Source organism: Mycobacterium sp. TH-M11 (genome assembly GCF_057473725.1).
The window spans coordinates 1-6918 of sequence record NZ_JBYCLD010000135.1; the positions used below are offsets into that span (position 1 = coordinate 1).

Genomic DNA, 6918 nt, shown 5'->3' on the forward strand with positions numbered 1-6918 from the left:
TCGGCGGTGAACGCGAGGTCGGCGTCGGGCGGTTCGAGGTCGATGGTCGCGACCCGGTAGCCGTCCTTGCGCAGTCGCGCGACGATGGCAAGGCCGATCCCCGAGCCGCCGCCGGTGACAACAGCCGTTCTCACGGCGTCGCCGGGATAGGCGTCATACCGCACACAAAGAATCTCCCTTCCAGATGCGAGAACCCTACTCTCGCGTTGTGGGGGCTCGCAAGGCGATGTAGAAACCGGCCCCAACCTGGGTTGACGCCGCAATCCGTAGGTGCGTATATCGCCTACGAGGACAGCAGTCTCGTTTCTCCCGTTTCGTTGAATTCTCGTACAGGGAATGTATTATTCGCCCCGAATGAGAATGTAATTATCCCGATGTCGAGGAGCCCGAATGTCACCGCAGCACCGCGCCGCGACGATGCAGGACGCGCAGGGTTCTGAGGAGGAGCGGGGCCGTGGACCCAGCGCCGCGACGATGCAGGACGCGCAGGCATCGACGGATAGCGGGCCTGACCGGCGGCTGCTGATCGACGGCGAGCTTGTCACCGCCGAGCACGTCTTCGCGTCCCTCAACCCGGCCACCGGTGAAGTGCTCGGTTACGCCCCCGACGCCGGCCTCGCCGAGGCGCAGCGCGCGATTGCGGCCGCGCGACGGGCCTTCGACACCACCACGTGGTCGACCGACGCGGAGTTCCGCATCCACTGCCTCGACCAACTGCACCAGGCGCTGCTCGACCGCGCCGAGGAACTGCGTGAGCTCACCATCGCCGAGGTGGGCGCGACACGCGCCCTCACTCACGGCGCCCAACTCGACGAGCCAATCAAGATCGTCCGCTACTACGCCGATGTGCTGCGCAACTACTCGATGACCGAGGATCTCGGTGAAATCGAATCCCGCGGCATGCGGCACAAGCGCTGGGTGGAAAAGGAAAGCGCCGGCGTCGTCGGCGCGATCATCGCCTACAACTACCCGAACCAGCTGGCATTGGCGAAGCTGGCGCCCGCGCTGGCGGCCGGCTGCACAGTGGTATTGAAGGGCGCGCCGGACACCCCGCTGGTCACCTTGGCGCTCGGCGAACTGATCGCCGAGCACACCGATATCCCGCCCGGCGTGGTCAACGTGCTCAGCTCGTCGGATTCGGCTGTCGGAGAAGCGTTGACGGCCAGCCCGGACGTCGACGTGATCACGTTCACCGGGTCGACGCCCGTGGGCCGTCAGATCATGGCGGCGGCCAGCGAGACCGTCAAGCGCGTCTTCCTCGAACTCGGCGGAAAGTCGGCGGTCATCCTGCTCGACGACGCCGACTTCGCCGGCGCGAGCGTGTTCGCGGCGTTCTCGATGGTCACCCACGCCGGCCAGGGCTGCGCGCTGACCTCGCGGCTGCTGGTGCCCAGAAAGCATCACGACGAGATTGTCGAGTTGATCGCGCAGAACTTCGCTCACGTGCGCCACGGCGACCCGGCCGACCCGAAAACCTATATGGGACCGCTGATCAACGAGCGGCAGCGCGACAAGGTTGACGGCATGGTGCAGCGAGCCGTCGCCGATGGTGCGACCCTGGTCACCGGCGGCAAGAAGCTGGACCCGGGCTACTTCTATGCGCCCACGCTGCTGACCAACGTCGACCCCGACAGCGAGATCGCGCAGCAGGAGGTCTTCGGCCCGGTGCTGGCCGTCATCGCCTTCGAGGATGACGACGACGCGGTGCGCATCGCCAACAACTCCATCTTCGGCCTGGCCGGCGCCGTGTTCAGCGCCGATCAGGACCGGGCGCTGGCGGTCGCGCGCCGTATCCGCGCCGGATCGTTCTCGGTCAACGGCGGCAACTACTTCAGCGCCGACGCCCCGTTCGGCGGCTTCAAGCAATCGGGCGTCGGCCGCGAGATGGGCGTGGCAGGGCTGGAGGAATTCTTGGAGTGCAAGACCCTGGCAGTCCCAGCCGTCCCAGCGGGGTCGGCGTGACGAGGCCGCTGGAGGGCATCCGCGTCCTCGAGGTCGCCATGTACGGGTTCGTCCCGTCCGCGGGTGCGGTGCTGGCCGAGTGGGGCGCCGACGTCATCAAAGTCGAGCACGCGGTCACCGGCGACCCGCAGCGCGGTCTGCGCCAGACCGGCATGCTGCGGGTCGAGGGCGATCCCAACCCCAACATCGAGCACGCCAACCGGTGCAAGCGCAGTGTCGGCCTGGACATCTCGCTGCCTGAGGGCATAGAGGTGCTCTACGAGTTGGCCCGCCACTCCGATGTGTTCTTGACCAGCTTCCTGCCCGGTCACCGCAGGAAGTTCGGTATCGATGTCGACGACATTCGCGCGGTCAACCCGACCATCATCTATGCCCGCGGTAGCGCGCTGGGGCCGCGCGGCGCCGAGTCGGAAAAAGGCGGCTACGACATGACCGCGTTCTGGTGCCGAGCCGGAACCGCGGCCACCATCACTCCGCCCGGAACCGAAGGCATGGTCGGTCCGCCCGGACCGGCCTACGGCGACACCATCTCTGGCACCAACCTCGCCGGTGGCATCGCGGCGGCGTTACTCAAGCGTGAGCGCACCGGTGAACCGTCGGTCGTCGACGTCTCGCTGCTCGGCAGCGGCCTCTGGTCGCTGGGCCACACGGTGGCCTTGACGACGCATCTGGGTCAGCGCATGGAGGCGTTCCCGCCCGGGGTGCACGGGTCACCGATCAATCCGCTGGTTGGCCTGTATGCGACATCGGACGGCCGCTACATCTCGTTCGTGATGATGCAGGCGAGCAAGTTCTGGGCCGACGTCTGCCGGCACATCGACCAGCCCGAGTTGGCCGACGATCCGCGCTTCGACTCAAACGAGAACATCGCCGCCAACACCGCGGAGGCCGTGCAGATCCTCAGCAAGACCATCGCCACGCGCAGCCTTGCGGACTGGAGCGAACGGTTTGCCACCCTCGCCGGGCCGTGGGCCCCGGTGCAGGACACGTTGCAGGCAGCGGGTGACGCTCAGGTCCGCGCCAATGAATATGTAGTGCAGGCAGGAGAACTCGAACTGGTGGCCAACCCCGTCCAGTTCGACGTGGCCGCACCGGTGTCGGGACCTGCGCCCGGGTTCGCCGAGCAGACCGACGAAATCCTGCAGGAGCTGGGGTTCGACTGGGACCGCATCATCGAGCTCAAAACTATCGGCGCGGTCACTTAACGTGGAGGTCGCTCGGTTGCCGGTTTTCACTCCCGCGGCAGATGAAATAGGTCATACTCGCGGGACGCTTCCAAATGTGGGAATCGCTCGGTCCGCCCTGTCCGAGAGCGTGGTACTACGCGAACGACGCGAAGGGACGGTGCGCACCGATGGCGACTAAAGGTGCGGAGCGCTGGTCTACCGGGATCAGCATGCCGAACGGGCTGTCCGGCGCGATGCAGGCCGTCGGTGGGCTCTTCGCGATGGGCGCTGACGCCATCAAATTCGCATTCCGCAGACCGTTCCAGGCGCGAGAGTTCTTGGAGCAGTCCTGGTTTATCGCGCGCGTCGCGCTGGCCCCGACCTTCCTGGTAGCGATTCCGTTCACGGTCTTGATCAGTTTCATCCTCAACATCCTGCTGCGCGAACTCGGCGCCGCGGACCTCAGCGGTGCCGGTGCGGCTTTCGGCGCGGTCACCCAGGTCGGTCCGCTGGTGACGGTCTTGATCGTGGCCGGTGCCGGCGCGACCGCGATGTGTGCGGACCTCGGCTCGCGAACGATTCGCGAAGAAATCGACGCGATGGAAGTGCTGGGCATCAACCCGGTCCAGCGCTTGGTGACTCCCCGGATGCTCGCCGCCGGTTTGGTGGCCCTCCTGCTCAACAGCCTGGTCGTCATCATCGGAATCGTTGGTGGCTATGTGTTCTCGGTCTTCGTGCAAGACGTCAATCCGGGCGCGTTCGCCGCCGGAATCACCTTGCTCACCGGGGTGCCCGAGGTGGTCATTTCCTGTGTCAAGGCATCGCTGTTCGGTGTCATCGCCGGGCTGGTCGCGTGCTATCGAGGACTGACGGTTTCCGGTGGCGGCGCCAAGGCAGTCGGCAATGCCGTCAACGAGACCGTGGTTTATGCGTTCATGGCGTTGTTCGTCGTCAATGTGGTCGTCACGGCGATCGGCATCCGATTCACCACGAAGTGATGATGGGGGAGATGCCGTGTCGGTGAGGACGCTGCGAGCCGCATATCCGCGGGCCTTTCACGCCTTGGGCTACTGGCGCCGGCCCGTTGGCGCGCTGGCCTCGGTAGGTGACCACACGGTGTTCTACGGTAAGGCACTGGCCGGCATACCCTTCGCGGTCACCCGCTACCGGCGAGAGATCATCCGCCTTGTCGCCGAAATCAGCATGGGCGCCGGGACATTGGCGATGATCGGCGGAACTGTCGTCATCGTGGGCTTCCTGACGCTGGCCGCCGGCGGCACGCTCGCGGTACAGGGCTACAGCTCGCTGGGCAATATCGGTATCGAGGCGCTCACCGGATTCTTGGCCGCCTTCATCAATGTCCGTATCGCGGCACCGGTGGTCGCCGGAATCGGTTTGGCTGCCACGTTCGGTGCCGGTGTTACCGCGCAATTGGGTGCGATGCGGATCAGCGAGGAAATCGATGCGCTGGAATCCATGGCGATCCGGCCGGTCTCCTACCTTGTCAGCACCAGGATCATCGCGGGCATGCTCGCCATCACTCCGCTGTACAGCATTGCCGTCATATTGTCTTTCCTGGCAAGTCAATTCACCACTGTTGTACTGTTCGGCCAGTCGGGTGGGCTTTACGACCACTACTTCGGCACCTTCCTGAACCCGATCGATCTATTGTGGTCGTTCCTGCAGGCGGTGCTGATGGCGATCGCGGTCCTGCTTTTGCACACCTACTACGGGTTTTTCGCGTCTGGCGGGCCAGAGGGGGTCGGTGTCGCGACCGGCAACGCGGTGCGCACGTCGCTGATCGTCGTGGTGTCGGTGACGCTGCTGGTCTCGCTATCGATCTACGGCTCAAACGGCAATTTCAATCTCTCGGGATAAGGAAGATAGTCCATGCGCCACAACGGGATTCGCGCGCTGACGGGCCTGGTGACCGTCGCGGTACTCGTCGCGATCGTTGCCGTCGCGGTGGGCTTGTTCCGGGGCAGCTTCACCGACAGTGTTCCGGTGACCGTGCTGTCCCCGCGGGCCGGTCTGGTGATGAACCCGGACGCCAAAGTCAAGATGCACGGCGTGCAGGTGGGCAAGGTTGCCTCGATCGAGTTGCGCCCGGACGGTCAAGCCGCACTGCATCTGGCGATGTATCCCGCCGAGCTGCACTTGATTCCGGCCAACGTGCTCGTCGACCTCACCTCGCCGACGGTGTTCGGCGCCAAGTTCGTCGAACTGGTGCCCCCGGCGCAACCATCAACACGGGCTCTGCACGCCGGTCAGGTGCTCGACAGTGACCATGTCACGGTCGAGGTCAACACGGTGTTCAAACAGTTGACGGCGGTGCTGGGTACGCTCGATCCCGCGAAGCTCAACGAAACCCTCGGGGCCATCTCGCAAGCACTGAGCGGCCGAGGCGAAAAGATCGGGCAGGCGTTCAGCGACTTCGACTCGTTCCTGGCGAAGTTCCAACCGACGTTGCCGGCGCTGAGCCACGACATCGCCATGTCGGCACCGGTGTTCCGGGCCTACGGCGATGCGTCGGCGGATCTGGTGAAGACCCTTGACAACTCGGTGAAGATCAGCAAGACGATCGTGGACGAGCGACGCAACCTCGACACACTGTTGATCAGCGCGATAGGTCTGGCCGACGTCGGCAATGACGTCCTAAGCGCCAACCGGAATGCGTTGACGAACGTCTTCCATCTGCTGGCGCCGACGACCGATCTGCTCAACGAATACGCCCCGGCGCTGACGTGCACCTTCGCCGGTGATGCGGTTATAGCGAAGGGGCCGGTATTGCCCGAACCGAGCATCGCGATCTCGTCGAGTCTCACGTGGGGTGCCGAACGCTATCGGTATCCGGCCAACCTGCCCAAGGTTGCGGCGACGGGCGGCCCGCACTGCATGGGTCTTCCCAACCGTCCCTTCAACAGCACGGCCAAAGTTCTCATCGCAGACACCGGCTCCAATCCGGTGGTGTACGGCAATCCGCAACTGCTGCTCAACTTCGACGGCCTCAAACAGCTGTTGTACGGCCCGATTGACGGCCCACCGCGCAATCCCGCACAGGTCGGACAACAGGGATGAGGGGCTCACTGCGCGCCACGGTCATCAAGTTCGGCGTCTTTGTCGTCGCGATGTCGGTGCTGACCGCGTTTTTGTTCTTTACCTTCGGCCAGTACCGCACCGGCGCGGTCACCGGATATTCCGCGCTCTTCAACGATGCGTCGCGTCTGAAGGCCGGAGACTCGGTGCGGGTCGCCGGCGTCCGGGTGGGCACCGTCAACGGTGTCGCCCTGCAGCCGGACAAAAAGGTGGTGGTGAAGTTCGACGCAGACCGGACCGTCGCGCTGACCGAGGGCACCAAGGCGGCGGTGCGATACCTCAACCTGGTCGGTGATCGGTATCTCGAACTGGTCGACGGGCCGGGTTCGGCCAAGCGGCTACCGGCCGGCGGGCAGATCAACGTCAGTCACACCGCGCCCGCACTTGATCTCGATCTGCTGCTGGGCGGACTGAAACCGCTTATCCACGGCCTGAATCCGCGAGATGTCAACGCGCTGTCGTCAGCTCTGTTGGAAGTGTTCCAGGGTGAAGGCGGCACCTTGCAATCGCTGCTGGCCAAGTCGTCGTCATTAACCAATACGCTGGCCGACAACGACCAAACGATTGAGCGTCTGATCGAGAACCTGAACACCCTGGCGGCAACCCTGAAAAAGGACGGCGGTCAATTCTCCGGCGCGATCGATCGCCTCGAGCGGCTGATCACGGGGCTGGCGAACGACCGAGACACTTTCGG

Annotated in this window: 7 protein-coding genes; 6 read left to right on the forward strand and 1 reads right to left on the reverse strand. The window is 64.7% G+C overall.

Annotation, left to right across the window (positions count from 1 at the left end):
- A partial coding sequence (locus AC2VOG_RS05910; RefSeq protein ID WP_486938990.1) for an SDR family NAD(P)-dependent oxidoreductase occupies positions 1 to 134 on the reverse strand: 134 nt, incomplete at its 3' end.
- 340 nt (positions 135 to 474) lie between these two features.
- Between AC2VOG_RS05910 and AC2VOG_RS05915 the strand changes: the two genes are divergently transcribed.
- The 6 genes from AC2VOG_RS05915 to AC2VOG_RS05940 all read left to right on the forward strand — a co-directional run.
- Positions 475 to 1962, forward strand: a complete 1488-nt coding sequence (locus AC2VOG_RS05915) for an aldehyde dehydrogenase family protein (protein ID WP_486938991.1) — start codon at positions 475 to 477, stop codon at positions 1960 to 1962.
- The gene (locus AC2VOG_RS05920; RefSeq protein WP_486938985.1) at positions 1959 to 3167 is read left to right on the forward strand and encodes a CaiB/BaiF CoA transferase family protein; all 1209 of its coding nucleotides are present in this window, start codon (positions 1959 to 1961) and stop codon (positions 3165 to 3167) included. Before AC2VOG_RS05915 ends, AC2VOG_RS05920 begins: the two co-directional genes overlap by 4 nt.
- Positions 3168 to 3316: 149 nt before the next feature.
- A complete protein-coding gene (locus tag AC2VOG_RS05925) occupies positions 3317 to 4126 on the forward strand; it encodes an MlaE family ABC transporter permease (RefSeq protein WP_486938986.1) in 810 nt (269 codons plus the stop codon).
- Between the two features lie 16 nt (positions 4127 to 4142).
- The gene (locus AC2VOG_RS05930) at positions 4143 to 5006 is read left to right on the forward strand and encodes an MlaE family ABC transporter permease (RefSeq protein WP_486938987.1); all 864 of its coding nucleotides are present in this window, start codon (positions 4143 to 4145) and stop codon (positions 5004 to 5006) included.
- Between the two features lie 12 nt (positions 5007 to 5018).
- Entirely contained in the window at positions 5019 to 6206 is a 1188-nt protein-coding gene (locus AC2VOG_RS05935; protein ID WP_486938988.1) for an MCE family protein, read from the forward strand.
- Positions 6203 to 6918 (forward strand): MCE family protein (locus AC2VOG_RS05940; RefSeq protein ID WP_486938989.1); only part of this gene is annotated, 716 nt, incomplete at its 3' end. The genes AC2VOG_RS05935 and AC2VOG_RS05940, both read left to right, overlap by 4 nt.

Excerpts from the sequence above, each read along its gene's own strand:
- AC2VOG_RS05925 (WP_486938986.1), top strand. The coding sequence starts at position 3,317 with ATGGCGACTAAAGGTGCGGAGCGCTGGTCTACCGGGATCAGCATGCCG.
- AC2VOG_RS05935 (WP_486938988.1), top strand. The coding sequence starts at position 5,019 with ATGCGCCACAACGGGATTCGCGCGCTGACGGGCCTGGTGACCGTCGCG.
- AC2VOG_RS05915 (WP_486938991.1), top strand. The coding sequence starts at position 475 with ATGCAGGACGCGCAGGCATCGACGGATAGCGGGCCTGACCGGCGGCTG.